Annotated in this window: 18 protein-coding genes, 1 other RNA gene and 2 pseudogenes; 11 read left to right on the top strand and 10 right to left on the bottom strand. The window is 58.6% G+C overall.

Annotation, left to right across the window (positions count from 1 at the left end; genetic code table 11):
- The first annotated feature begins 5 nt into the window (after positions 1-5).
- Positions 6-2,393, top strand: a complete 2,388-nt coding sequence (gene pheT / locus LPQ25_RS10635) for a phenylalanine--tRNA ligase subunit beta (RefSeq protein ID WP_002909101.1) — start codon at positions 6-8, stop codon at positions 2,391-2,393.
- 4 nt (positions 2,394-2,397) lie between these two features.
- Positions 2,398-2,697 carry an integration host factor subunit alpha gene (ihfA, locus tag LPQ25_RS10640; RefSeq protein ID WP_002909098.1) on the top strand — a complete coding sequence of 100 codons (300 nt, stop codon included), beginning with the start codon at positions 2,398-2,400 and terminating at the stop codon, positions 2,695-2,697.
- 52 nt (positions 2,698-2,749) lie between these two features.
- On the opposite strand, the gene LPQ25_RS10645 is transcribed toward ihfA, so the two are convergent.
- From LPQ25_RS10645 to LPQ25_RS10655, 3 genes are read right to left on the bottom strand one after another with little or no spacing between them, the layout of a single operon-like run.
- Complete coding sequence (locus LPQ25_RS10645; protein WP_002909094.1) at positions 2,750-3,103, bottom strand: RidA family protein; 354 nt, start codon at positions 3,101-3,103, stop codon at positions 2,750-2,752.
- Complete coding sequence (locus LPQ25_RS10650) at positions 3,100-4,353, bottom strand: D-amino acid dehydrogenase (protein ID WP_014907392.1); 1,254 nt, start codon at positions 4,351-4,353, stop codon at positions 3,100-3,102. The genes LPQ25_RS10645 and LPQ25_RS10650 overlap by 4 nt, the downstream gene beginning before the upstream one ends.
- A gap of 49 nt (positions 4,354-4,402) precedes the next feature.
- Entirely contained in the window at positions 4,403-5,317 is a 915-nt protein-coding gene (locus LPQ25_RS10655; protein ID WP_002909089.1) for an HTH-type transcriptional regulator AdmX, read from the bottom strand.
- A 279-nt stretch (positions 5,318-5,596) separates the two neighbouring features.
- On the opposite strand from LPQ25_RS10655, the gene LPQ25_RS10660 reads away from it, so the two are divergent.
- Complete coding sequence (locus LPQ25_RS10660) at positions 5,597-7,030, top strand: gluconate:proton symporter (RefSeq protein WP_014907393.1); 1,434 nt, start codon at positions 5,597-5,599, stop codon at positions 7,028-7,030.
- A 120-nt stretch (positions 7,031-7,150) separates the two neighbouring features.
- Positions 7,151-8,125 (top strand): annotated as a pseudogene (gene btuC, locus LPQ25_RS10665) (vitamin B12 ABC transporter permease BtuC); the annotation flags it as partial.
- 44 nt (positions 8,126-8,169) lie between these two features.
- On the opposite strand, the gene LPQ25_RS10670 reads toward btuC, so the two are convergent.
- Positions 8,170-8,970 carry a MetQ/NlpA family ABC transporter substrate-binding protein gene (locus LPQ25_RS10670; protein ID WP_002909085.1) on the bottom strand — a complete coding sequence of 267 codons (801 nt, stop codon included), beginning with the start codon at positions 8,968-8,970 and terminating at the stop codon, positions 8,170-8,172.
- Positions 8,971-9,206: 236 nt separating this feature from the next.
- Between LPQ25_RS10670 and LPQ25_RS10675 the strand changes: the two genes are divergently transcribed.
- From LPQ25_RS10675 to selO, 4 genes are all read left to right on the top strand, one after another.
- The gene (locus LPQ25_RS10675) at positions 9,207-9,758 is read left to right on the top strand and encodes a glutathione peroxidase (protein ID WP_004180371.1); all 552 of its coding nucleotides are present in this window, start codon (positions 9,207-9,209) and stop codon (positions 9,756-9,758) included.
- The gene (btuD, locus tag LPQ25_RS10680; RefSeq protein WP_002909083.1) at positions 9,758-10,507 is read left to right on the top strand and encodes a vitamin B12 ABC transporter ATP-binding protein BtuD; all 750 of its coding nucleotides are present in this window, start codon (positions 9,758-9,760) and stop codon (positions 10,505-10,507) included. Before LPQ25_RS10675 ends, btuD begins: the two co-directional genes overlap by 1 nt.
- An 81-nt stretch (positions 10,508-10,588) precedes the next feature.
- Entirely contained in the window at positions 10,589-11,053 is a 465-nt protein-coding gene (locus tag LPQ25_RS10685) for an NlpC/P60 family protein (RefSeq protein ID WP_002909082.1), read from the top strand.
- A 113-nt stretch (positions 11,054-11,166) separates the two neighbouring features.
- Positions 11,167-12,609, top strand: a complete 1,443-nt coding sequence (gene selO, locus LPQ25_RS10690; protein ID WP_014907394.1) for a protein adenylyltransferase SelO — start codon at positions 11,167-11,169, stop codon at positions 12,607-12,609.
- Between the two features lie 29 nt (positions 12,610-12,638).
- Here the strand turns inward: selO and hemP are convergent.
- The 4 genes and pseudogenes from hemP to LPQ25_RS10710 all read right to left on the bottom strand — a co-directional run bounded on the left by hemP (position 12,639) and on the right by LPQ25_RS10710 (position 15,270).
- Positions 12,639-12,816, bottom strand: a pseudogene (hemP, locus tag LPQ25_RS10695) (hemin uptake protein HemP).
- 155 nt (positions 12,817-12,971) lie between these two features.
- Complete coding sequence (gene aroH / locus LPQ25_RS10700; RefSeq protein ID WP_004180369.1) at positions 12,972-14,018, bottom strand: 3-deoxy-7-phosphoheptulonate synthase AroH; 1,047 nt, start codon at positions 14,016-14,018, stop codon at positions 12,972-12,974.
- A gap of 154 nt (positions 14,019-14,172) precedes the next feature.
- Positions 14,173-15,006: a posphoenolpyruvate synthetase regulatory kinase/phosphorylase PpsR gene (ppsR, locus tag LPQ25_RS10705; RefSeq protein WP_002909061.1), complete on the bottom strand. Its 834-nt coding sequence runs from the start codon at positions 15,004-15,006 to the stop codon at positions 14,173-14,175.
- Between the two features lie 144 nt (positions 15,007-15,150).
- On the bottom strand, positions 15,151-15,270 hold the full coding sequence (locus LPQ25_RS10710) for a hypothetical protein (protein WP_009484225.1): 120 nt from the start codon (positions 15,268-15,270) through the stop codon (positions 15,151-15,153).
- A gap of 75 nt (positions 15,271-15,345) precedes the next feature.
- Between LPQ25_RS10710 and ppsA the strand changes: the two genes are divergently transcribed.
- On the top strand, positions 15,346-17,724 hold the full coding sequence (gene ppsA / locus LPQ25_RS10715; RefSeq protein WP_002909055.1) for a phosphoenolpyruvate synthase: 2,379 nt from the start codon (positions 15,346-15,348) through the stop codon (positions 17,722-17,724).
- An 86-nt stretch (positions 17,725-17,810) separates the two neighbouring features.
- Here ppsA and rprA read toward each other — a convergent pair.
- Positions 17,811-17,918: antisense sRNA RprA (gene rprA / locus LPQ25_RS10720), an RNA gene on the bottom strand.
- Positions 17,919-18,106: 188 nt separating this feature from the next.
- Complete coding sequence (gene ydiK, locus LPQ25_RS10725) at positions 18,107-19,219, bottom strand: AI-2E family transporter YdiK (protein WP_004148729.1); 1,113 nt, start codon at positions 19,217-19,219, stop codon at positions 18,107-18,109.
- Between the two features lie 218 nt (positions 19,220-19,437).
- On the opposite strand from ydiK, the gene ydiJ reads away from it, so the two are divergent.
- Positions 19,438-22,494 carry a D-2-hydroxyglutarate dehydrogenase YdiJ gene (gene ydiJ, locus LPQ25_RS10730; RefSeq protein WP_041168954.1) on the top strand — a complete coding sequence of 1,019 codons (3,057 nt, stop codon included), beginning with the start codon at positions 19,438-19,440 and terminating at the stop codon, positions 22,492-22,494.
- Positions 22,491-22,901 (top strand): 1,4-dihydroxy-2-naphthoyl-CoA hydrolase, encoded by a 411-nt coding sequence (gene menI, locus LPQ25_RS10735; RefSeq protein ID WP_002909015.1) that lies wholly within the window; start codon positions 22,491-22,493, stop codon positions 22,899-22,901. Before ydiJ ends, menI begins: the two co-directional genes overlap by 4 nt.
- Positions 22,902-23,001 lie beyond the last annotated feature (100 nt).

The raw sequence follows: 23,001 nt of genomic DNA on the forward strand, positions 1-23,001 counted from the left end.
GAACAATGAAATTCAGTGAACTGTGGTTACGCGAATGGGTTAACCCGGCGATCGACAGCGAAGCGCTTTCCGATCAGATCACCATGGCGGGCCTCGAAGTAGATGGCGTTGAGCCGGTCGCCGGCAGCTTCAACGGCGTCGTAGTCGGGGAAGTGGTGGAGTGCGGTCAGCACCCGAACGCCGACAAACTGCGCGTCACCAAAGTCAACGTCGGCGGCGAACGCCTGCTGGACATCGTCTGCGGCGCGCCAAACTGCCGTCAGGGGCTAAAGGTCGCGGTAGCCACCATCGGCGCCGTGCTGCCGGGCGATTTCAAAATCAAGGCCGCGAAGCTGCGCGGCGAGCCGTCTGAGGGGATGCTGTGCTCCTTCTCCGAGCTGGGTATTTCCGACGACCATAGCGGTATCATCGAGCTGCCGGCAGATGCGCCCATCGGCACCGATATTCGCGAATACCTCAAGCTTGACGATAACACCATCGAAATCAGCGTCACGCCAAACCGCGCCGACTGCCTGGGCATCATTGGCGTGGCGCGCGATGTCGCTGTCCTGAACAAAGCGCCGCTGAACGCGCCGGAAATCACGCCGGTTGCCGCGACGATTGACGACGTGCTGCCGATTCAGGTTGACGCGCCGCAGGCTTGCCCGCGCTATCTGGGGCGCGTGGTGAAAGGTATCAACGTCAAAGCGCCGACGCCGCTGTGGATGAAAGAGAAGCTGCGCCGCTGCGGGATCCGCTCCATCGACGCGGTGGTTGACGTGACCAACTATGTGCTGCTTGAGCTGGGCCAGCCGATGCACGCCTTTGACCGCGACCGTATTGAAGGCGGGATCGTGGTGCGCATGGCGAAAGAAGGTGAAACCCTGGTCCTGCTCGATGGCTCTGAAGCAAAGCTCGACAGCGACACGCTGGTCATTGCAGACCATAACAAAGCGCTGGCGATGGGGGGGATCTTCGGCGGGGAACACTCCGGCGTTAACGACGAAACCCAAAACGTGCTGCTGGAATGCGCGTTCTTCAGCCCGCTGTCCATTACCGGCCGCGCGCGCCGTCATGGCCTGCACACCGATGCCTCTCACCGCTATGAGCGCGGCGTCGATCCGGCCCTGCAGTATAAAGCGCTGGAGCGTGCAACCCGTCTGCTGATCGACCTCTGCGGCGGTGAAGCCGGCCCGGTCATTGACGTTACCAGCAAAGAGAATCTACCAACACGCGCCACCATTACGCTGCGTCGCAGCAAGCTGGATCGCCTGATTGGCCACCATATCGCTGACGCGCAGGTCACCGACATTCTGCAGCGCCTCGGCTGCGAAGTGACGGTTGGCGAGGGCGAATGGCAGGCGGTTGCGCCGAGCTGGCGTTTCGACATGGAGATCGAAGAAGATCTGGTTGAAGAAGTGGCTCGCGTTTACGGCTACAACAACATTCCTGACGAGCCGGTGCAGGCGGGTCTGATCATGGGAACCCACCGCGAAGCGGACCTGTCGCTGAAGCGCGTGAAAACGCTGCTGAACGACAAAGGCTATCAGGAAGTGATCACCTACAGCTTCGTCGACCCGAAAGTCCAGCAGCTGATCCACGCCGGGGAAGAGGCGCTGATCCTGCCAAGCCCGATCTCCAGCGAAATGTCGGCGATGCGCCTGTCGTTGTGGACCGGCCTGCTGGGCACCGTGGTCTACAACCAGAACCGTCAGCAGAGCCGGGTGCGCATCTTTGAGAGCGGCCTGCGCTTTGTGCCGGACACCAATGCGCCGCTGGGCATTCGTCAGGATGTGATGCTGGCCGGGGCGATCTGCGGCAACCGCTACGAAGAGCACTGGACACTGGCGAAAGAGACGGTCGATTTCTATGATCTGAAAGGCGATCTGGAAGCCGTTCTGGATTTAACCGGAAAATTAGCGGATATCGAATTCCGTGCTGAAGCGACCACCGCGCTGCATCCGGGACAATCCGCAGCGATTTATCTTAAAGGTGAACGCATTGGTTTCATTGGGGTTGTTCATCCTGAGCTGGAACGTAAACTGGATCTGAACGGTCGCACTCTGGTGTTCGAACTGGAGTGGAACAAGCTCGCAGACCGCGTGGTGCCTCAGGCGCGCGATATTTCCCGCTTCCCGGCGAACCGTCGCGACATCGCGGTGCTGGTCGCGGAAAACGTGGCTGCCGCCGATGTTTTAGCCGAATGTAAGAAAGTTGGCGTAAATCAGGTAGTTGGCGTAAACTTATTTGACGTGTACCGTGGTAAGGGTGTGGCGGAAGGGTATAAGAGCCTTGCGATTAGCCTGATCCTGCAGGATACCAGCCGTACACTCGAAGAAGAGGAGATTGCCGCTACCGTTGCCAGATGTGTAGAGGCATTAAAAGAGCGATTCCAGGCATCATTGAGGGATTGAACCTATGGCGCTTACAAAAGCTGAAATGTCAGAATATCTGTTTGATAAGCTTGGGCTTAGCAAGCGGGATGCCAAAGAACTGGTCGAGTTGTTTTTCGAAGAGATCCGTCGTGCTCTGGAAAACGGAGAACAGGTCAAACTCTCCGGGTTCGGCAACTTCGATTTGCGGGATAAAAACCAACGCCCGGGACGTAACCCGAAGACGGGGGAGGATATTCCCATTACAGCCCGGCGCGTGGTGACCTTCAGACCCGGTCAGAAGCTGAAAAGCCGTGTCGAAAACGCGTCGCCGAAAGACAAATAATCTGAACTAATTAAAAAGGCCGCATTGCGGCCTTTTTCTTTTCTGTCAATCTTTACGCTTTGACGGCGGTGAGCATGATCTCCACCAGGATTTCTGGTCGCGCCATCTCCGCCTGCACGGCCGCTCGCGCCGGGCTATAGCCTTCCGGCATCCATTGCACCCACACCTCATTGAATGCGGCAAAGTCACGCTCGATATTTTTCAACCAGATCTGCGCGGAGAGAATGTGCTGCTTATCGCTCCCGGCTGCGGCCAGCAGCGCGTCGATCTTCTCCAGTACTTCACGGGTTTGTAAAACGATATCGTCTTCATTGCTTTTTGGCGTCTGTCCGGAGAGGAACAGCAGATCGCCATACGCAACGCTGGCGGCAAGACGAGGTTGTGGATTATTGCGAATAATTGTCATGCGGTTTGTTTCCATGTGAGACCTTCTAAAGAAATGTCTGGCATCTGATTATCGATTAACGCGCCCAGCACCACCGCGCTGCCGGCGGCGAGAGTAAAGCCGAGGCTACCCTGGCCGAGGTTCATCCACAGGTTGGGGTAGCCGGCGCGCCCCAGCATCGGCGGGCCGGCTGGCGTTGACGGGCGCATGCCGGTCCAGACTTCGGCCTCGTCCAGCCCCTCCAGTTCAGGAAAGCTGCGGGCGACGATGTTCTTCAGCGCCTGAATGCGGCATTCGCGCAGTTCGTCGCCGTCGTAGCCGATGTCCACCATCGCCGCGATGCGCAGCTGTTGGCCAAGGCGGGCATAAACGATTTTGTGCCCGTAGTCGGTGACGCTGATGTCAGGGGCAATACCTGCTTTTTCAGGATAGGGCAGGGTCAGGCTGTACCCCTTCAGGGCGCACAGCGGCACGCGAACCCCCAGATGCCCAAGCAGAGAACCACTGCCGTTACCGGCGGCGACGACATACTCATCGCCGGTGAGGGTCCCCTGACTGGTCTCCAGGCTGCTGATGCGTCCCCCGCGCTTATTGAGTCGCCGCACCTCACACTGGGTCAGCAGGCTAAAGTCGCTGCTGGCATTGAGCTTGTCGAGCAGGGCAAGGCAGAACTGATGACAATCTGCCGTTTCATCGCCTGGCGAATAGATTCCGCCCTGCAGAGAAGGACTAATATGTTTGAGCGCCGGCTCCAGCTGCAGGCAGGCTTCAGCATTCAGCGCCTGCTGATACTGAGGATCAATCCCTTTTGCTGCTTTATTAAAATCATATTCGCGACGATGGATAATTAATTTTCCGCTGCGCCGCCAGTGGAAATCGGCAAGATTATCCTCATCCCGCCACGCCTGCATGACCTGACGGCTGAGCAGCGACAGGCGTAAAATATGGTCGCCATTCATTTTATTGGTCTGGTTATTACAGGCGCGCAGAAACTGCAGCAGCCAGCGCCACTGCTGGAGAGACATCCTGAGACGCATATTCAGCGGCGAATCGGCTTTGCCCATCCATTTCATTCCCTGCAGGGGAACGCCGCTGTCGGCAAGGGGGGCGACGTAGCGGTAACTTAATTGTCCGCCGTTGGCAAAACTGGTGGCGCTGCCCGGTTCGGCATTGCGCTCCAGTAATTGCACCTGATGGCCGCGCTTGATCAGTTCCCAGGCCGTGGCCAGACCGACCACGCCGCCGCCGATAATGACAATGCGTTTGTTCATAACCCGATATATCCACCGCTGATAAATTTATCGGGTTATGTCAAAGCATTTACCCCAGCGGCGCAATTGACTTTTTATGGTCAGGGTATAACCGCAGGTTAATCTCCTTGAGCTGCTGGCGCAGACGCTGGCAGAGAAAATCGACGAACTTTTGCGCCATCGGGCTCAGGGAAACGTCGGCCCGGCGTAACAGACAGAGGTTAATCGCCATCGGCGGCGTAATGGGATGGATCATCTCCGGGGCCAGGTTGTGCTGGGCGGAGAAGATATCAGTGATGCTGCAGCCCATGCCGCGCTTCACGAACTCGGTGGCCATATAGTAGGTCTGGACGTTTAGCCGGGTGGTGGAAAAGTCGCGACGGGTGGCGATGGCGGCAGAGAGCGAGTGCGGTCCCGGCGAGATCCAGCGCTGCTGGTCGATCTGATCGATCTCCACCGCCCCCTGACGATAATGACGGTCGATGTACACCAGCGGTACTTCGGCAATCAGGGTGGTCAGGATCTCCCCCTGCTGCACCGGCTGTAGCGTCAGCGCCAAATCTATCTCGCGCAAATCCAGTTTTTTGACCAGCGTCTCGGTGTGCTCGGTAGTGAGCGTCATCACCAGGTTGCTGTTTTGCTGATAAAAGTCGGTCACCAGCTCCGGCACCAGGCTTAACCCCAGGCTTGGCAGACAGCCTAAAGTGATCTTGGCGCGCGGATCGCGAGCCAGGTTGTCGGCCAGCAGGCGCAAGTTGTCCAGGTCCTGATAAATGCTCTGCGCTTTTTCGAAAAGTGTGATCGCCTCGCTGGTCGGCAGCAGCTTGCCGCGCACCCGCTGAAACAGGGTAAAACCCAGCTTCATTTCGGCGCTTTTTAACGCTTTGCTGGCCGCGGGCTGGGAGATATTGAGCGCTTCCGCCGCCCGCGATAAAGAGCCGCAGGTCATGACGGCATAGAAGATTTCCAGATGACGCAGTTTCATGAACAGTTAACTCAGGGTTATAGCCTACCGATAAAAAGTCATTTTCTACTAACACTAAGTTAACATAGATTTAATCACCAATCAGCGCATTGGTTACATCTTGTGCTGTAGACCCCGCCCAATGGCGGCATATTACGCTCTCAGAATCGTTTCCTTTGTACCCAAACAAACCCTCAGGCCGAGGCCAATCAATAATGAAAAAGAGGGAGGATATTTTCTGAGCAGGCCCCATACACCACCTGACCATCATGGTCGGATTGATTGGCATTAAGGAGTGTTATGAGTGACTCAACGCTCACAGGCAATGCGCCTGTCAGACGAAATATCACGCGGAAAAACGTTATTATTGGTCTGTTATTGCTGCTGTTCGTGTTGATCGCGCTGTGGTGCCACGGTCGACCAGGCAGCGAGCTTGGTCTGCTGGGATTTACGCCGCTGGTGGCGCTAGCGATATTATCGCTGATCGGCGTTGATATTGTGCTGGCGGTCATCTCCTCGATTATTATCGCCATGATAATGACCTCGACCGGCCTGCCGGAAATGGGCACGATGCTGGCGAAATCCACCGGGTCATTTATTGCCACCGTTGGGCTTATCATTATGCTCGGCGCCGGCGTGGGGGAAGTGGCCACCCGCACCGGCGCAGCGGTTGAGCTGGTAAAATTTGTCGTCCATCGCATCGGGTTGTCGAGTCAGACGCGGGTGAAATTCGGCATTGTGGCGTCATCGATTTTAATTTGCGGTTCGCTGGGCACTATGGCCGGTGGCAATGCCATTATCGTGGCAGTAATCATTCCGGTGGCGGCAGCGGTACGCTTGACGCCGCCAACGGTCGCCGCGCTGATGATGACCGCCGGTTCCGTTGGGCTGTTTACCGGGCCTTTCACCCCCAGTACCGTGACGATCCTCAGCCTCGGTGGGTTGAGCTATCCGGACTATCTGCTGTACGTTGGTCTGCCGATGAGCGCGGTCACGCTGCTGGCCGGCTGGGTAATGGCGGGACGGATCCAGAAGATGACCGAAGGCAAACTGCGCTATGACGTCGATCTCGCGGAAAAGCCGCAAGAGGATCTCAGCGCCGCGCAGCAGCGTCGGCGTAAATTAAGCGCGCTGGCCTTCGCGGCGACCATCATCGTGATGGCGATCGTTGGCGTGGTGATTAAAGCCGGCTTCAGCTTCGCGATAATCGTGATGCTGCTGGTGGCCCTGATGACCGGCCTGGTAGGCGGCCTGCGACCGACGCAGATCCTTCAGGCACTGTATCACGGCTGCGGCCGTCTGGTGTGGATGTTTATTCTCTACTGGCTGTACAACCCGATCCTTGAGCTGATGGATGGCCTGCACGCCTATCAGGGGCTGCTGGAGTATACCCAACCGCTGCTGGAGGGGATCTCCCCGGCCTGGCTGTGCTTTAGCATCTTCGCGTTCAATATTATCGGCCATGTGCCCGGTGCGGCGGTGGCCCAGATGACCTTTACTCATAAAATCTTTGGCCCGATGCTGATGGCCGCCGGCGTGCCGCCCCAGGGGACCACCGCCGTGCTGCTGGCCTCATCCCAGGTGGACTGGTTCGGGCCGTTTCCCTCATCAGATATGTTCGGCCAGATGGGGCTGGCGCAGTCTACTCATCTGAAATATATGCTCTATAACGGCTGGGCAATCGTGGTGGCGAACATCATTCTCTTTGCGCTGCTGTTTCAGCTTCTGGTGTAAAGCGGGATGGTCGACGCGGGGGAGCCTCCTCCGCGTCGACGTTTGGTCGTGAGGTTTTCCTTTTCTCACCGCGACAGCCACCGTAAAATCAGCCTCTTGTTCCCCTGCGTAATGGAATCTATGCTGACTCTCGCCCATCTTCAACAGCGCCGTAGCCGGCGTTGGCTCTTCGGATTAACGCTGTTGCTGCTGGTCACCCTGCTGATCAGCCTGTGCGCGGGGAGCAATGGATCCCGCCCGGCGAGTGGCTCAGCGCCAAAGGTCAGCTGTTTATCTGGCAGATCCGCCTGCCGCGAACCCTGGCGGTGCTGCTGGTGGGGCGGCGCTGGCGCTCTCCGGGGCGATTATGCAGGCGTTGTTTGAAAATCCTCTGGCGGAGCCGGGGCTGCTGGGGGTCTCCAACGGCGCGGGCGTCGGGCTGATTGCCGCCGTCCTGCTGGGCAAAGGAGTCTTGCCCGGCTGGGCGCTCGGCCTGTGTGCCATCTTTGGCGCGCTGCTGATCACTTTTATTCTGCTGCGTTTCGCCCGCCGCCATCTGTCTACCAGCCGTCTGCTGCTGGCGGGGGTGGCGCTGGGGATCATCTGCAGCGCCCTGATGACCTGGGCAGTCTACTTCTCCACCTCTTTTGACCTGCGTCAGCTAATGTACTGGATGATGGGCGGGTTTGGCGGCGTCGACTGGCAACAGCTGTGGCTGATGATAGCCCTCCTGCCGGTGCTCTGCTGGGTCTGTCTGCAGTCGCAACCCCTGAATTTACTGGCGCTGGGCGAAGTCTCCGCTCGTCAGCTTGGGCTGCCGCTGTGGCTGTGGCGCAAATTACTGGTGGTGGCGACCGGCTGGATGGTCGGCGTTAGCGTGGCGCTGGCGGGGGCGATTGGCTTTATCGGTCTGGTGATCCCGCATATTCTGCGGCTATGCGGCTTGAGCGATCACCGGGTGTTGCTCCCGGCCTGTATGCTGGCCGGGGCAAGCGCCTTGCTGGGGCGGATATCATTGCCCGGCTGGCGCTTTCCGCCGCAGAGCTGCCGATTGGCGTGGTGACGGCGACCCTGGGCGCGCCGGTCTTTATCTGGTTGCTGCTGCGTTCGCGGGGCGGGGATAGCGCGGCGCCGTCGGCAGGGACGGCGCCGGTTCAGGCTTACCAGCCTTTGATCGCGTCGCCTTTGTAGACTTCCTTCGCTTTTTCCGCGACTTCGCTGGTCTGGAAGGCGGCTTTTAATTCCTGAATTTTCTTGCTGTCCTTATTATCCTCGCGGGCGACTATCGCATTCACATATGGGGAATCCGGCCCCTCCATAAACAGACCGTCGCGGGCGGCCGACAGGCCCGCCTGGGCGGAGAAGTTGGTGTTAATGATTGACAGGCTGACGTTCGGATCGTCAAGGGTACGGGTCAGCTGCGGGGTATCCACTTCAACAATTTTCAGCTGTTTCGGATTGTCGATGATATCCAGCGTGGTGGGTAAATAGCCGACGCCCGGTTTCAGCTTGAGTAACCCCTGCGCCTGAAGCAGCAGCAGGCTGCGGCCCAGGGTGGTGGTTTCATTAGAGATGGTCACCGTCGCCCCTTCGGGCAGTTCGCTGATATTTTTGATCCGGTGAGAATAGGCGGCGATAGGGAAGACAAAGGTTTTACCGACCACCGCAAATTTATAGCCGCGTTCTTTCGACTGCGCCTCAAGGTACGGCAGGGTCTGGAAGGCGTTGGCATCGACATCTTTGTTGTTCAGCGCTTCGTTGGGCAGCACATAATCATTGAAGGAGACCACTTCGACGTCGAGGTGGTATTTATCCTTCGCCACCTGCTCCACCACTTTCCAGATGGCTTCGTCCGGCCCGGTATTGATAGCGACTTTTACTTTATTATCTTCATCCGGGGAGCAGGCGCTCAGCAGGGCGACAGAGGTGGCGATTAACGCCAGGCTAAACAACTTCTTCATCACTAAAACTCTCTTAAATTAACAAGTAACGAAACCATATTACATTCATGGAACACTGTACACGGAAATGGTCGACGGCCCAATTGAGAGGATTTCATGTTGCCGGCGGCCAGCGAAGCGCTGTTACATCATGCGACAACTCGGGGGGAATGGCAGTAGAATGGCGGGCGCTGAATCCGCTACAGTAGAAAGGGATCACCTTCACCGGAAACCGGTTTATCCATTGAGGACAGGCTATGCAACATGACATTCTGAATACCGAAGTGACGACCATTGATGGCGAGAAAACCACCCTGGCATCCTTTGCCGGCAAGGTGCTGCTGATCGTCAATGTAGCCTCGAAATGCGGCCTGACGCCGCAGTATGAGCAACTCGAGGATCTGCAAAAGCAGTTTGCCGCCGAGGGCTTCAGCGTGCTGGGGTTCCCCTGCAACCAGTTCCTCGGCCAGGAGCCGGGCAGTGAAGAGGAGATTAAGACCTTCTGCAGCACTACCTACGGCGTCACCTTCCCGCTGTTTAGCAAAATTGACGTCAACGGCGAACATCGCGCGCCGCTCTATCAAAAACTGATTGCCGCCGCGCCGAAAGCGGTGGCCCCGGAAGGCAGCGGTTTTTATGAGCGGATGGCCAGCAAAGGCCGGGCACCGCTGTATGTGGACGACATTCTGTGGAATTTCGAAAAATTCCTCATCGATCGCCAGGGCAACGTCATTCAGCGCTTCTCTCCGGATATGACGCCGGACGATCCGCAGCTGGTGGCGGCGATTAAAGGAGCGCTGGCGCAATAATGTCGTTTCTGATGCAGCTACAGGATGTAGAAGCGGCGGGGCGCCTGGCCCCGTTTTCTGCGGCCTTTCGCGCCGGGGAGATTGTCCATCTGGTGGGGCCGAACGGCGCAGGGAAGAGCACGCTGCTGACCCGCATGGCGGGGCTGTCCGACGGCCCCGGCACGGTTCATTTTAACGGCCGGCTGCTTGACGAGTGGCCGGCGAGGGAGCTGGCGCGCCGTCGCGGATATCTGAGTCAACACCAGACCCCGCCGTTCGCCATGCCGGTATGGCACTACCTGGCGCTGCATATGCAGCAGCAGGGTGATAGCGCCCGTCTGAGCGATATCGCGGCCAGGCTTGGTCTGGACAATAAGCTGGGCCGTCCGGTCAATCAGCTGTCGGGCGGCGAGTGGCAGCGCGTGCGGCTGGCGGCAGTGATCCTGCAGATCGATCCCTTGAGTAATTCCGCGGGTCAGCTGCTGCTGCTGGATGAGCCGATGAACAGTCTGGATGTGGCTCAGCAGGCGGCGCTGGATCGGCTGTTACACGAGCTGAGCGCGGCGGGGATTGCGGTGGTGATGAGCAGCCACGATCTCAACCATACCCTGCGCCACGCCGGTCAGAGCTGGCTGCTCTGCCAGGGGGAAGCCATCGCCTGCGGGGAGACCGCCGAGGTGCTGAATGAGGAAAATTTAACCGCCGCCTATGCGATCCCGTTCCAGCGCGTTGAGGTGGCCGGTCATATTATGCTCATCGCGTCACAGTAGCACGCAGTTATCTTGTCACTATATTGATAAACAAGCTAAATTATTGCGATAAAGAGACTAGGGACAGAGGGATCATCTGAAATGCGCTTCTGGTTCATGTTGGCGGCGGCGTTAATTTTAGCCGGCTGCAGCAGCCATCGGGCACCGCCGCCGAATCCTCGGCTGGCAGACTCCATTACGGTGGTGGCGAATCTGAACGAGCAGCTGCGCAGCTGGCGCGGCGCGCCGTATCGCTACGGCGGCATGACGCCGCGCGGCGTTGACTGCTCCGGCTTCGTGGTGCGCACGTTTCGCGATAAATTTGCCCTCCAGCTGCCGCGTGAAACCCGCGAGCAGGCGGAAATCGGCACCCGCATCGATAAGCGCGATCTGCTGCCCGGCGATCTGGTGTTCTTCAAAACCGGCTCAGGGGAGAGCGGTTTGCACGTTGGCATCTACGATACCGACAACCAGTTTATTCACGCCTCCACCAGCCAGGGCGTCACCCGTTCCTCGCTGGATAACGTCTACTGGAACAAAAAGTTCTGGCAGGCGCGGCGAATCTGACGTCATTCAGAAGCGAGAGGGAAGCGAACGCTTCCCTTTTTTATGCCGATAACCCTGCACTCCGCCCGTGTTAATCCGCTGTTCCAGGCACTACACTGGAGAGAGGAGGAACCATGACCCTTTCTTTTACCACCCACTGGCGGGATGAACTGCCGGACTTTTACACTTCCCTGTCACCAACGCCGTTGGATAACGCCCGACTCATCTGGCGCAACGCCCCGCTGGCGCAACAGCTGGGGGTGCCCGACGCCCTGTTTGCGCCTGAAAGCGGGGTCGGTGTCTGGGGCGGCGAAGCGCTGCTTCCGGGCATGTCGCCGCTGGCGCAGGTATACAGCGGCCATCAGTTTGGCGCCTGGGCCGGCCAGCTGGGCGACGGACGCGGGATCCTGCTCGGCGAGCAGCAGCTGGCGGATGGCCGCCGTTACGACTGGCATCTGAAAGGCGCCGGCCTGACTCCTTATTCGCGGATGGGGGACGGCCGCGCCGTGCTGCGCTCGACGATCCGGGAAAGTCTGGCGTCGGAGGCGATGCACGCTCTGGGGATCCCGACGACGCGCGCCCTGGCGATGGTGACCAGCGATACCCCGGTCTACCGCGAGCGCGTGGAGCCCGGTGCGATGCTGATGCGGGTGTCCGAGAGCCATGTGCGCTTCGGCCATTTCGAACATTTTTACTATCGCCGTGAGCCGCAGAAGGTCCAGCAACTGGCCGACTATGTTATTCGCCACCACTGGCCGCAGCTGCAGGATGAGGCGGATAAGTACCTGTTATGGTTCCGTGACATTGTCATGCGTACCGCGCAGACTATCGCCAGCTGGCAAACCGTGGGCTTTGCCCATGGGGTGATGAATACCGACAACATGTCTATTCTCGGTCTGACCATCGACTACGGCCCGTATGGCTTCCTTGACGATTTCCAACCGGACTTCATCTGCAACCACTCCGATTATCAGGGGCGCTACAGTTTTGAAAACCAGCCGGCGGTGGGGCTGTGGAATCTGCAGCGTCTCGCCCAATCGCTGTCGCCGTTTATCAGCGCTGAAGCGTTAAACGCGGCGCTGGATGAGTATCAGCACGCCTTGCTGACCGCTTATGGCCAGCGGATGCGCGATAAACTCGGCCTGTTCAGCCAGCAGAAAGGGGATAACGACCTGCTGGACGGGCTGTTTGCCCTGATGATCCGCGAGAAGAGCGACTATACCCGGACGTTCCGCCTGCTGAGCCACAGCGAACAGCTCAGCGCCGCCTCGCCGCTGCGCGATGAGTTTATCGACCGCGCGGCCTTTGACAGCTGGTTTGCCGGGTATCGTGCGCGGCTGCGTGATGAACAGGTGGACGACGCGCAGCGCCAGCAGAGGATGCAGGGCGTGAATCCGGCGCTGGTGTTACGTAACTGGCTGGCGCAGCGGGCGATCGAGCAGGCTGAGGCGGGCGATATGGGCGAGCTGGAGCGCCTGCATGCCGCGCTGGCAGACCCCTTTACCGATCGCGAGGACGACTACGTCCGCCGCCCGCCGGACTGGGGGAAACGTCTGGAAGTCAGCTGCTCGAGCTAACTTGCCTCGCCCCGCGTTCAGCGGGGCGCTTACTTGGTCAGAATTAACTTCCGGCGTGGGTCTGGCGCAGCAGATAGCGCTGGCCGCCATGCTCAATCACTACTCGTCCTTCGCTGCCTAACAGAACCCGACTGCTGATCTCTCTGTCCGTCGCCACGGGATAAGGGCATTGTCTTTTGGTTTTTCAGCTGTGGCAGTGTTATCCATACGCGTCATAGCTCTCAAAATAAAAATCAAGGCAACAATGATAATCATTATCAATAATGTTGTTTTTGACGGCAAGCGTTATTTATCGTGTTACCGGATTTGGTAGGGGAGTCAGCGAAGAGAATTGCCCGCCGCAGGCGCGGCGGGCGGAGCGGTTACAGGCGTGTGGCGGTGGCCGCAGCCAGCTCGCTCAATAATCTTTCGCTGTCTTCCCAGCTCAGGCAGGGGTCGGTGATCGACTGGCCCCAGGTCAGCGGCTGGCCGGGGACCACTTTCTGAGTGCCTTCCTGCAGGAAGCTCTCTGCCATAATCCCGGCGATGGCGGTAGAGCCCGCGCGAATTTGCTGACAGATATCGGCGCACACTTCCAGCTGACGGCGGTGCTGCTTCTGGCAGTTGCCATGGCTGAAATCAACGACCAGCTGTTCCGGCAGATCGAATTCACGTAGCGCCTCGCCGGCGGCGGCGATATCCTCGGCGTGATAGTTTGGCCGTTTGCCGCCGCGCATAATGATGTGCCCGTACGGGTTGCCGCTGGTCTGGTAAATCGTCATCTGCCCCTGCTTGTCCGGAGAGAGGAACATATGGCTGGCGCGGGAGGCGCGGATGGCGTCCACCGCGATGCGCGTATTGCCGTCGGTGCCGTTTTTAAATCCAACCGGGCAGGAGAGCGCTGAGGCCATTTCACGGTGGATCTGGCTTTCAGTGGTGCGCGCCCCGATGGCCCCCCAGCTGATGAGATCGGCGATAAACTGACCGGTCACCATATCGAGAAACTCGGTGGCCGTCGGTACCCCCAGCTCATTAACCTGCAGCAGCAGGCGCCGCGCCAGCTCAATTCCGTGGTTGACCCGGTAGCTGCCGTTGAGGTCGGGATCGGAGATTAAGCCTTTCCAGCCCACCACGGTACGCGGTTTTTCAAAGTAGGTGCGCATCACGATCTCCAGCTGCGGCTGGTAGCGCTCGCGCATGCCCTGCAGGCGGCGGGCATACTCCAGCGCCGCGTCGGTGTCGTGAATGGAGCAGGGGCCGATAATCACCAGCAGTCGGCGGTCTTCGCCGTTGAGGATTTTTTCAATTCGGCGGCGGGAGGCCGAGACGTGGGCAGCCACGTCGGCCGTCACGGGATGGCGCTGGGCCAGCTCCGCGGGCGTTACCAGGCTCTCAATGCGCGCGGTACGCAATTCGTCTGTTTTATTCATTGGGGTCTCAAAAATCTGTTTCTTCCGCGGCGAAAATGCCGGGAAGTGATGCGCATCACGATAAACCAATCCCTGCTTATTGCAAGAGCAGGGCATGATCCTGTATAGGCCACGGGCGATAGCATAAACAAATTTTTAATAATGTACTAGTGTATTAGTACATCCTGCGATTCAGCCCCATGATGTCCATGATTTTTGTCGCAATTTCCTCAACAGAATAGTTGGTGCTGTTCAGGCAGGGGATTTTATTCTTGCGATACAGGGCCTCCACTTCGGTCACTTCCATCCGACACTGGCGCAGTGAGGCGTAGCGGCTGTTCTCCCGGCGCTCCTCGCGGATCGCCGCCAGACGCTCCGGATTGATGGTCAGGCCGAACATCTTATGCTGCAGGGGTTTCAGCGAGGCCGGCAGCACCAGATTGTCCATATCGTCGGCGATAAACGGATAGTTGGCGGCGCGAATACCGTACTGCATGGCGAGATACAGACTGGTGGGTGTTTTGCCGCAGCGCGAGACGCCGAGGAGGATCACCTGCGCCTGGTCAAGGTTGCGCAGCGAGATGCCATCGTCATGGGCGAGGGTATAATCGATGGCGGCGATACGCGCATCGTATTTAATCAGATTGCCGGGGTTGAGGCCGTGGGTGCGGTGGGCCACCGGCGTCGGGTCGAGGTTGAGCTCCTGCTGCAGCGGGGCCACCAGCGCCTGCACGATATCCTGACAAAAGCCTTCGCTTTGCAGAATAATGTCGCGTATTTCCGGGATGACGATGGAGTAGAACACCAGCGGGCGAATACCCGTTTGCTGATAGATGGCGTCGATCTGCTCCTTCACCGCCCGCGCGCGGCTGATGTTTTCCACAAACGGCAGGGTTACGCTGCTGATGGCGACCGGGAATTGCGACATCACGGCATGCCCCAGCACCTCCGCCGTAATGGCGGTACCGTCAGAAATATAAAATACGTGGCGATCTACAGCACTTTCCATTTTGACCATCCGGTATAATGAGTTTAATTGCCTGAAAGCGGATATTAAATTTAAGCATATCCCTGTTTGATTTGTCTCTTGTTAAAATTGAAATGCTATTTTTGTTTTTTATGAAAAGGGTGGTTCATTTTCTTTTTGTCGCCGTTATTTCCAGCGTTTTCCATCAGAATTCCTAAAAATCATCAAGTTAGCAATATCGGGGGAACAGTCCGAAAAATGAAAAAATAATTTGCTTGAACGATTCACCGTTTTTTTCAGCTTCATAAATATGTCAGGATAATCCTGCAGTCGATCGTGAAATTTTTTTCACTGGTATTAAATCACAAAAGGATTGTCTCGATGTCCAACAATGGCTCGTCACCGCTGGTGCTTTGGTATAACCAACTCGGCATGAATGATGTAGACAGAGTTGGGGGCAAAAATGCCTCCCTTGGTGAAATGATTACGAATCTGTCCGGTATGGGTGTTTCCGTACCTAACGGGTTTGCCACCACCGCTGATGCTTTCAATCAGTTCCTGGACCAAAGCGGTGTTAACCAGCGCATCTATGCGCTGCTGGATGAAACCGACATTGACGACGTTTCCGCATTAGCGAAAGCGGGCGCGCAGATCCGACAGTGGATCATCGATACCCCCTTCCAGAGCGAACTGGAAAACGCGATTCGCGATGCTTATGACCTGCTGTCCGCCGATGACGCCGAGGCCTCATTCGCCGTGCGCTCTTCCGCCACCGCGGAAGATATGCCGGACGCCTCCTTCGCCGGGCAGCAAGAGACATTCCTCAACGTGCAGGGCTTTGACGCCGTGCTCGTTGCCGTGAAGCACGTGTTTGCTTCGCTGTTTAACGATCGCGCAATCTCCTATCGCGTGCATCAGGGTTACGATCACCGCGGCGTGGCGCTCTCCGCCGGGGTGCAGAGGATGGTCCGCTCCGATCTGGCCTCCTCCGGCGTCATGTTCTCCATCGATACCGAATCCGGCTTTGACCAGGTGGTGTTTATCACCTCGGCGTGGGGTTTGGGCGAGATGGTGGTGCAGGGCGCGGTGAACCCGGACGAATTCTACGTCCACAAACCGACGCTGGCCGCTGGCCGTCCGGCGATCGTGCGCCGCACCATGGGGTCGAAAAAGATCCGTATGGTTTACGCGCCGACCCAGGAGCACGGTAAACAGGTGCGTATCGAAGATGTGCCGCAGGCGCAGCGCGATATTTTCTCGTTAAGCAACGAGGAAGTGCAGGAGCTGGCGAAGCAGGCGGTGCAGATCGAGAAGCACTACGGCCGTCCGATGGATATCGAGTGGGCGAAAGATGGCCACACCGGTAAGCTATTTATCGTCCAGGCGCGTCCTGAAACCGTGCGTTCCCGCGGCCAGGTGATGGAGCGTTATACCCTCCACGCTCAGGGGCAGATCATCGCCGAAGGGCGCGCCATCGGCCACCGCATTGGCGCCGGTCCGGTCAAGGTGATCCACGATATCAGCGAGATGAATCGCATTGAGCCAGGCGACGTACTGGTTACCGATATGACCGACCCGGACTGGGAACCGATCATGAAAAAAGCCTCGGCGATTGTCACCAACCGCGGCGGGCGTACCTGTCACGCGGCGATTATCGCCCGTGAGCTGGGGATCCCGGCGGTGGTCGGCTGCGGCGATGCTACCGATCGCATTCAGGAAAATCAGAATGTCACCGTCTCCTGCGCCGAAGGCGACACCGGCTATGTCTACGCCGAGCTGCTCGACTTCAGCGTCAAGAGCTCCAGCGTCGGCGACATGCCGGATCTGCCGCTGAAGGTGATGATGAACGTCGGCAACCCGGATCGCGCGTTCGACTTCGCCTGCCTGCCGAACGAAGGCGTCGGTCTGGCGCGGCTGGAATTTATCATCAACCGTATGATTGGCGTTCATCCGCGCGCGCTGCTGGAGTTTGACGACCAGGAGCCGGGCCTGCAGAACGAAATCCGCGAGCTGATGAAAGGCTACGATTCGCCGAGAGAGTTCTACGTTGGCCGCCTGACCGAAGGGATCGCCACCCTCGGCGCCGCTTTCTATCCGAAACGGGTGATCGTGCGACTGTCGGACTTCAAATCGAACGAATACGCCAACCTGGTGGGCGGCGAGCGCTATGAGCCGGAAGAAGAGAACCCGATGCTCGGCTTCCGCGGCGCCGGACGCTACGTTTCCGAAAGCTTCCGCGACTGCTTCGCCCTGGAGTGCGAAGCGATGAAGCGCGTGCGTAACGATATGGGACTGACCAACGTTGAAGTGATGGTCCCGTTCGTCCGTACCGTCGCCCAGGCGAAAGCGGTGGTCGAAGAGCTGGAGCGTCAGGGGCTGAAGCGCGGCGAGAACGGGCTGAAGATCATTATGATGTGCGAGATCCCGTCGAACGCCTTGCTGGCGGAGCAGTTCCTCGAGTACTTCGACGGCTTCTCCATCGGTTCGAACGACATGACCCAACTGGCGCTCGGTCTGGACCGCGATTCCGGTGTGGTTTCTGAGCTGTTTGATGAACGCAATGACGCGGTGAAAGCCCTGCTGTCGATGGCCATCCGCGCGGCGAAGAAACAGGGTAAATACGTCGGCATCTGCGGCCAGGGGCCGTCTGACCATGAGGATTTCGCCGCCTGGCTGATGGAAGAGGGGATTGATAGCTTGTCCCTGAACCCGGATACCGTGGTACAAACCTGGTTAGGTCTGGCGGAACTGAAAAAATAAGTTCGCCCTGACAGGACCGATCCCCGGCAGCGATGCCGGGGATTTTTTTTACCGGTGTCAGGCTATCTGGTGTCGTGATGCGCAGGGCAAAAAAAAGCCCATCGTGGGAGATGGGCAAAGACTACACACAGCAATTCGTTGTTTCACTCAGGGGATTTCCATGCTTATAAATCAAGGTGTTGATTTATAACCGTGAGCTAATAGTAGGCAGCGGGGCCTTTGCCGTCGATCAGATTCCTCTCAATAGTTAAATTGTTGTGAAGGACCGGGGGAGGAAAGCGAGGTGAAGGGCGCGCGGGGCCAGCGCATTGCCGGCGATCAATAAATTTTTCTTAACAATATGCGGGCAAAGAAACAGGCGGGTCTCCCCGCCTGCCAGGCATTACTTGCGACCGGCCTCCAGCTCACTGAGCTCTTCAAGGACGACGTCAGGGTCTTTCGGCGGCGGCGGCACCTCATGCACCCAGGCGTCATACAGCCGCCAGGAGACGGCGAGCAGCACCGGACCGATAAACAGGCCGATCATGCCGAAGGCGATCAGGCCGCCAATGACGCCGGTGAGGATAAGGATCATTGGCAGGTCGGCGCCCATGCGGATGAGCACCGGACGAATAACGTTGTCCATGGTGCCGACTACGCAGCTCCAGACCAGCAGCACGGTGCCCCAGGTGGTGTCCCCGCTCCAGTAAAGCCAGATAATCGACGGCACCAAAACCAGTAAAGGGCCGAGCTGAACCAGACAGGTAAAGATCATCACCACGGTCAGCAGAGCGGCGTAGGGCACGCCGGAGACGGCAAGGCCAATCCCGCCCAGTACCGCCTGAGTGAGGGCAGTGACCACCACGCCCAGCGCCACGGCGCGCACGGCCTGGCCGGCCAGCAGCACCGCGGCGTCGCCGCGTTTGGCCGCGAGGCGCGTGGCGAAGTAGCGGAAACCGTAGGCCACCTGCTCGCCGCGCCAGTAGAGCAGCGCGCTGAACAGCAGCATCAAACCGCAGTAGACCAGCAGCTTGCCGATGTGCGCCGCCTGACCGACAAACCAGCTGGTGGTGGTGCCAATATAGGGACGAACCTTGGCCATAATCGCCGAGCCGCCCATATCCAGCAGACCGTGCCAGGCGGAGTACAGTTTATCGCCGACCAGCGGTACGCTGTTGAGCCAGGCGAAATCCGGCAGCGTCACATTTCCGCTGCTGATGAGTTTGATCAGCGGAACGCTGTTATCCACCAGGCTGTTGACCAGCAGAGCGATAGGAATAACGAATAGCAGAAACAGCAACAGGGTCATCGCCAGCACCGCCAGCAGTCGTTTGCCGAACAGCACACGCTGCAGACGCAGCAGCACCGGCCAGGTGGCGATCACCACCGTACCGGCCCAGGCGAAGGACAGAATAAACGGCTGCACAACCCACAGGCAGGATATGATAATCAGGGCCAGGAACAGCACCGACAGCAGTATTTGCGGAATGTCCCGAGGCTGATGGGGATTAATCATAGAGAAATTTTACCTTTCCAGTCGCGCCAAACAGCTGGCGCCGCGTAAATCCATATACTGATAATAATATCAATAATTTTGCCGGGCTGATTTTGCACAGAAAACACGTGGGCGCATATGAAAAAAATGTGATAAAAAGTTGAATGCGCTACGCAAACGTTTAGTTAGCACCAACACAATATTTTCAAACACAACATAGTCAGGCAGGGTCAAGCGTGATGATCCCACAAATTTCTCAGGCGCCAGGGGTAGTTCAACTGGTGCTGAATTTTTTGCAGGTACTGGAGCAACAGGGTTTTACCGGCGATACCGCCACCAGCTATGCCGACAGGCTAACGATGGCCACCGACAACAGCGTCTATCAGCTGCTGCCGGATGCGGTCATTTTTCCACGATCCACGGCGGACGTGGCGCTGCTGGCGCGCGTCGCCGCCGAACCGCGTTTTAAATCGCTGATTTTCACCCCGCGTGGCGGCGGCACCGGCACTAACGGCCAGGCGCTGAACGGCGGGATTATCGTTGATATGTCCCGCTATATGAATCGCATCATCAAGATTAACCCTGACGAGGGCTGGGTGCGCGTTGAAGCCGGGGTCATCAAAGATCAGCTGAACCAGGTTCTTAAACCCTATGGTTACTTTTTTGCGCCTGAGCTATCCACCAGCAACCGCGCTACCCTGGGGGGGATGATTAACACCGACGCGTCCGGCCAGGGATCGCTGGTGTACGGCAAAACGTCGGATCACGTGCTCGGCCTGCGGGCGGTGCTGATGGGCGGGGATATCCTCGATACCCAGGCGGTGCCGGTGGCGCTGGCGGAGACGCTGGGCAATATCCCCTCGACGGTTGGCCGGATCTACAACACGGTCTACCAGCGCTGCAAGGCGCAGCGTGACCTGATCATTGATAAGTTTCCCAAACTCAACCGCTTCCTCACCGGATACGATCTGCGTCACGTCTTTAACGATGAGATGAGCGAGTTCGACCTGACCCGTATTTTAACCGGTTCGGAAGGGACGCTGGCGTTTATTACCGAAGCGCGGCTGGATATCACCCGCCTGCCGAAGGTGCGCCGTCTGGTCAACGTCAAATATGACTCCTTCGACTCTGCGCTGCGCAATGCGCCCTTTATGGTCGAAGCGAAAGCCCTGTCGGTGGAGACCGTCGATTCTAAAGTTCTCAATCTGGCGCGCGAGGATATCGTCTGGCACTCGGTAAGCGAACTGATCACCGACGTACCGGATAAAGAGATGCTCGGGCTCAATATCGTCGAATTCGCCGGCGATGACGCGGCGCTGATTGACCAGCAGGTTACTACCCTGTGCCAGCGGCTGGACGAGCTGATGGCCGCCAGCGAGGCGGGCGTCATTGGCTGGCAGGTCTGTCACGATCTTGAAGGCGTGGAGCGCATCTATGCCATGCGCAAGAAGGCCGTCGGCCTGTTGGGCAATGCCAAAGGCGCCGCCAAGCCTATTCCTTTCGCCGAGGACACCTGCGTACCGCCCGAACATCTGGCGGATTACATCGTCGAGTTCCGCGCGCTGCTCGACAGCCACGGCCTAAGCTACGGCATGTTTGGCCACGTTGATGCCGGGGTGCTGCACGTGCGCCCGGCGCTGGACATGTGCGATCCGCAGCAGGAGGTGCTGATGAAGCAGATCTCCGACGAGGTGGTAGCGCTGACGGCGAAGTATGGCGGCCTGCTGTGGGGCGAACATGGCAAAGGGTTCCGCGCGGAGTACAGCCCGGCCTTCTTTGGCGAGACGCTGTATGCCGAGCTGCGCAAGATCAAAGCGGTCTTCGATCCCGATAACCGCCTGAATCCGGGGAAAATCTGTCCTCCGGAAGGTATCGACGCACCGATGATGAAAGTCGATGCGGCGAAGCGCGGCACCTGGGATCGGCAGATCCCCATCGCGGTGCGCAGCAGCTGGCGTGGGGCGATGGAGTGTAATGGCAACGGGCTGTGCTTCAACTTTGACGTCAAGAGCCCGATGTGTCCGTCGATGAAAGTCAGCAACCAGCGCATCCACTCGCCGAAAGGGCGGGCGACGTTAGTGCGGGAATGGCTGCGCCTGCTGGCCGACCGCGGCGTCGATCCCAACCAGCTGGAGAAGGCGCTGCCGGAGCAGGGCGTCAGCCTGCGCTCGCTGGTGGCGCGCACGCGCAACAGCTGGCATGCGCGCAAAGGCGAGTATGACTTCTCGCATGAGGTCAAAGAGGCGATGTCCGGCTGTCTGGCCTGTAAAGCCTGTTCGACCCAGTGCCCGATCAAAATCGATGTTCCCGAGTTCCGCTCGCGCTTCCTGCAGCTGTACCACAGCCGCTATCTGCGGCCGGTGCGCGATCATCTGGTGGCCTCGGTCGAATCTTATGCGCCGCTGATGGCGCAGGCGCCGAAGACCTTTAACTTTTTTATTAACCAGCCTTGGCTGAAAAAGCTGTCGGAGAAGCATATCGGGATGGTCGATCTGCCGCTGCTCTCGGCGCCGTCGCTGAAGCAGCAGATGGCCGGCCACCGTTCCGCCAATATGACCCTTGAGCAGCTCGAAGCGCTGAGCGCCGAGCAGAAAGCGAAGATGGTGCTGGTGGTGCAGGATCCCTTCACCAGCTACTACGACGCCCAGGTGGTGGCCGACTTTATCCGTCTGGTCGAGGCCTTAGGCTATCAGCCGGTGCTCCTGCCGTTCTCGCCGAACGGCAAGGCGCAGCATATCAAAGGCTTCCTCACCCGCTTCGCGCGCACCGCGCAGAAGACGGCGGACTTCCTCAACCGCGTGGCGCAGCTGGGCATGCCGCTGGTGGGCGTCGATCCAGCGCTGGTGCTCTGCTACCGCGATGAGTACAAGCAGACGCTCGGCGACAAGCGCGGCGATTTCCAGGTGCTGTTAGTCCATGAGTGGTTGCCGAAGGCCCTAACCAGCGACGCCCGTCCCGATCTGGGCGGTGAGCCCTGGTACCTGTTCGGTCACTGTACCGAAGTGACCGCGCTACCGGCGGCGACAAAGCAGTGGGCAGATATTTTTGCCCACTTCGGCGCGAAGCTGGAAAACGTCAGCGTTGGGTGTTGCGGGATGGCTGGCACCTATGGTCATGAAGTGAAAAACCACGCCAACTCGTTGGCCATTTACGCGCTCTCCTGGCAGCAGGCGATGCAGCGGCTGCCGCGAAACCGCTGTCTGGTGACGGGCTACTCCTGCCGCAGTCAGGTGAAGCGTATTGAAGGCAGCGGCGTTCGCCACCCGCTGCAGGCGTTACTGGAGATAATCGGATGATTTGGAAACGTCAGGCCACGCTGGAGCAGCTCAACCGGCTCGGTGAGGGGAACATGGTAGGGCTGCTCGATATTCGCTTTGAGACCGTTACCGACGATACGCTGGAGGCCACTATGCCGGTCGATAGCCGCACACAGCAGCCGTTTGGCCTGCTGCACGGCGGAGCGTCGGTGGTGCTGGCGGAGACCCTGGGGTCGGTGGCAGGCTATCTGTGCAGCGAAGGCGAACAAAAGGTGGTGGGGCTGGAGGTTAACGCCAACCACATCCGTTCGGCGCGCGGGGGCCGGGTGCGCGGCGTCTGCAAAGCGCTGCACGTCGGGACGCGCCATCAGGTCTGGCAAATTGAAATCTTCGACGAACAGTCGCGGTTATGTTGTTCATCACGACTAACCACCGCGGTAATATAAGCCGCATGGCGGGAGGCGAATAGCCTCCCTTTTTTTAAGGTAATAAGCGAGAGCCGGCCTGCCAGAGCCAGAGAGGTTGTCACAAGATCAGCCGGGCGTC

Source organism: Klebsiella sp. KPN54798 (assembly GCF_021184225.1).
GTDB classification, from domain to species: Bacteria; Pseudomonadota; Gammaproteobacteria; order Enterobacterales; family Enterobacteriaceae; genus Klebsiella; species Klebsiella pneumoniae.

Bases quoted from the DNA above. Each gene is read 5' to 3' on its own strand.
- pheT (WP_002909101.1), top strand. From the start codon at position 6: ATGAAATTCAGTGAACTGTGGTTACGCGAATGGGTTAACCCGGCGATC.
- ihfA (WP_002909098.1), top strand. From the start codon at position 2,398: ATGGCGCTTACAAAAGCTGAAATGTCAGAATATCTGTTTGATAAGCTT.
- LPQ25_RS10645 (WP_002909094.1), bottom strand. From the start codon at position 3,103: ATGACAATTATTCGCAATAATCCACAACCTCGTCTTGCCGCCAGCGTT.
- LPQ25_RS10650 (WP_014907392.1), bottom strand. From the start codon at position 4,353: ATGAACAAACGCATTGTCATTATCGGCGGCGGCGTGGTCGGTCTGGCC.
- LPQ25_RS10655 (WP_002909089.1), bottom strand. From the start codon at position 5,317: ATGAAACTGCGTCATCTGGAAATCTTCTATGCCGTCATGACCTGCGGC.
- LPQ25_RS10660 (WP_014907393.1), top strand. From the start codon at position 5,597: ATGAGTGACTCAACGCTCACAGGCAATGCGCCTGTCAGACGAAATATC.
- LPQ25_RS10670 (WP_002909085.1), bottom strand. From the start codon at position 8,970: ATGAAGAAGTTGTTTAGCCTGGCGTTAATCGCCACCTCTGTCGCCCTG.
- LPQ25_RS10675 (WP_004180371.1), top strand. From the start codon at position 9,207: ATGCAACATGACATTCTGAATACCGAAGTGACGACCATTGATGGCGAG.
- btuD (WP_002909083.1), top strand. From the start codon at position 9,758: ATGTCGTTTCTGATGCAGCTACAGGATGTAGAAGCGGCGGGGCGCCTG.
- LPQ25_RS10685 (WP_002909082.1), top strand. From the start codon at position 10,589: ATGCGCTTCTGGTTCATGTTGGCGGCGGCGTTAATTTTAGCCGGCTGC.
- selO (WP_014907394.1), top strand. From the start codon at position 11,167: ATGACCCTTTCTTTTACCACCCACTGGCGGGATGAACTGCCGGACTTT.
- aroH (WP_004180369.1), bottom strand. From the start codon at position 14,018: ATGAATAAAACAGACGAATTGCGTACCGCGCGCATTGAGAGCCTGGTA.
- ppsR (WP_002909061.1), bottom strand. From the start codon at position 15,006: ATGGAAAGTGCTGTAGATCGCCACGTATTTTATATTTCTGACGGTACC.
- LPQ25_RS10710 (WP_009484225.1), bottom strand. From the start codon at position 15,270: ATGAAGCTGAAAAAAACGGTGAATCGTTCAAGCAAATTATTTTTTCAT.
- ppsA (WP_002909055.1), top strand. From the start codon at position 15,346: ATGTCCAACAATGGCTCGTCACCGCTGGTGCTTTGGTATAACCAACTC.
- ydiK (WP_004148729.1), bottom strand. From the start codon at position 19,219: ATGATTAATCCCCATCAGCCTCGGGACATTCCGCAAATACTGCTGTCG.
- ydiJ (WP_041168954.1), top strand. From the start codon at position 19,438: ATGATCCCACAAATTTCTCAGGCGCCAGGGGTAGTTCAACTGGTGCTG.
- menI (WP_002909015.1), top strand. From the start codon at position 22,491: ATGATTTGGAAACGTCAGGCCACGCTGGAGCAGCTCAACCGGCTCGGT.